General features: G+C 51.2%; 2 protein-coding genes. Both read right to left on the reverse strand.

The window, feature by feature from the left end:
• Positions 1-123 precede the first annotated feature (123 nt).
• Entirely contained in the window at positions 124-621 is a 498-nt protein-coding gene (locus tag ACFO6W_RS17245) for a hypothetical protein (protein WP_379998681.1), read from the reverse strand.
• A gap of 312 nt (positions 622-933) precedes the next feature.
• Positions 934-1,320, reverse strand: a 387-nt coding sequence (locus ACFO6W_RS17250; protein ID WP_379998683.1) for a group II intron maturase-specific domain-containing protein, incomplete at its 5' end; no start/stop codon positions are given.

Genomic DNA, 1,320 nt, shown 5'->3' on the forward strand with positions numbered 1-1,320 from the left:
ATCCCCACCTTAACACAAACTTTACAAAACTTTACAAAAACTACTTCCCAGCCTTTATTCCGGCTACGAAATTATGACCTTGACGCCCGCCGGCGGCCAAGGGTCCTTTTACATATATATTATTCAAATGTCATTGTTTCTTTTATTTTTATACTCATAGCTCTTTACATTGTTTATAACGGCCGGGTAAATGCAGGCTCCCGGTGAAAGTCTGTCGTCGGCCAATCCGGCGACCTGGCTGTCGGCATTGGCGACCACCACCAGCCGGCTGTAATCGCCCGCAGGGAGGGACAGGGTCACCTTGATATTGACATTATCGCTGCCGCTGACCGTGATATCCGATGGTTGGGCCTCGATCTTCTGTTGAAGCTGTTCGGTGCCGCTGACAACTTTGTAGGCCAGCACGGTAAGCTCTTCCACGTTGTTTTCCTGACCCGCGGTCATGCCGTAGGTCGAGGGCGTGCGTACACCGGGTATGCGCACCTCGAGGGTCACATTCCTGGCACCGGTATGTGCGGGATCAGGGATTTCATTGCCGGAATCCTCCGATGTGCAGCCGGAAACGGCGGCCAGTATAGGCAGCAACAAAAGCAGCGGTATTATGTTATTCCAATGTTTCATCTTCGTCGTGCTGAAGGGTAAATAGCCACCGGGTCATCCTTTATCAATTCTTCCCGGATTCTTGTTTTTTATTTTTATATGTCTAGTCCGGCCATTTTATCCTGCTTATTTTTGTTGTTTGCCATCGCTATACATTTGTTTGGTTTCCTGAACCGTTGCATTTTCTTATAAGCATTATTTTTTCTCATCCTGCTCTCTTTTACTTTTACCTTTTATCTTAGTACAGTCGTTCACGCTTCCGCTGTATCCGCTTCCTGATCGTCCCGGCAAATCGTTTCCTGTTCATCCTGCTTCCGGGTGACGGAACATCCGTCAGTAGGCTTCGACTTCCACGATCTTTTTTAGCAGGCTCACCTGCTGGCGTTGCAAAGTAAGCATCTCGGTCAGCTTGGTGTCGATCACAGAGGTCAGCTCCAATTGTTGGCGTTGTAGCCGGCTGTCGACCGGTTGGGCGTCGCTCGCCGGGGTAGGCTGTTTCAGCAGTGTCCGGTCTTTGGGCGAGCGTTCCCGTAAACGGCGGTAAACGAGTTCGAAGCTGTGCAACCCGAAGCTGTGCAGGTCACGGTTCGAATAGCTGCGGCCACGCCCTTCGGCGGCCAGCCAGCGGCGCACTTCCTGCCGTACAAAGCCGTCCAGCGACTCGAACTGCTTTCCCACATCGCCATGCTTGTAATAGTTGGCAAAACCGTCGATCTTCCT

Origin of the sequence: Dysgonomonas termitidis (genome assembly GCF_042654545.1) — a bacterium.
Taxonomy (GTDB): Bacteria; Bacteroidota; Bacteroidia; order Bacteroidales; family Dysgonomonadaceae; genus Dysgonomonas; species Dysgonomonas termitidis.

Coding starts and splice junctions, on each gene's coding strand:
- ACFO6W_RS17245 (WP_379998681.1), bottom strand. CDS start 621: ATGAAACATTGGAATAACATAATACCGCTGCTTTTGTTGCTGCCTATA.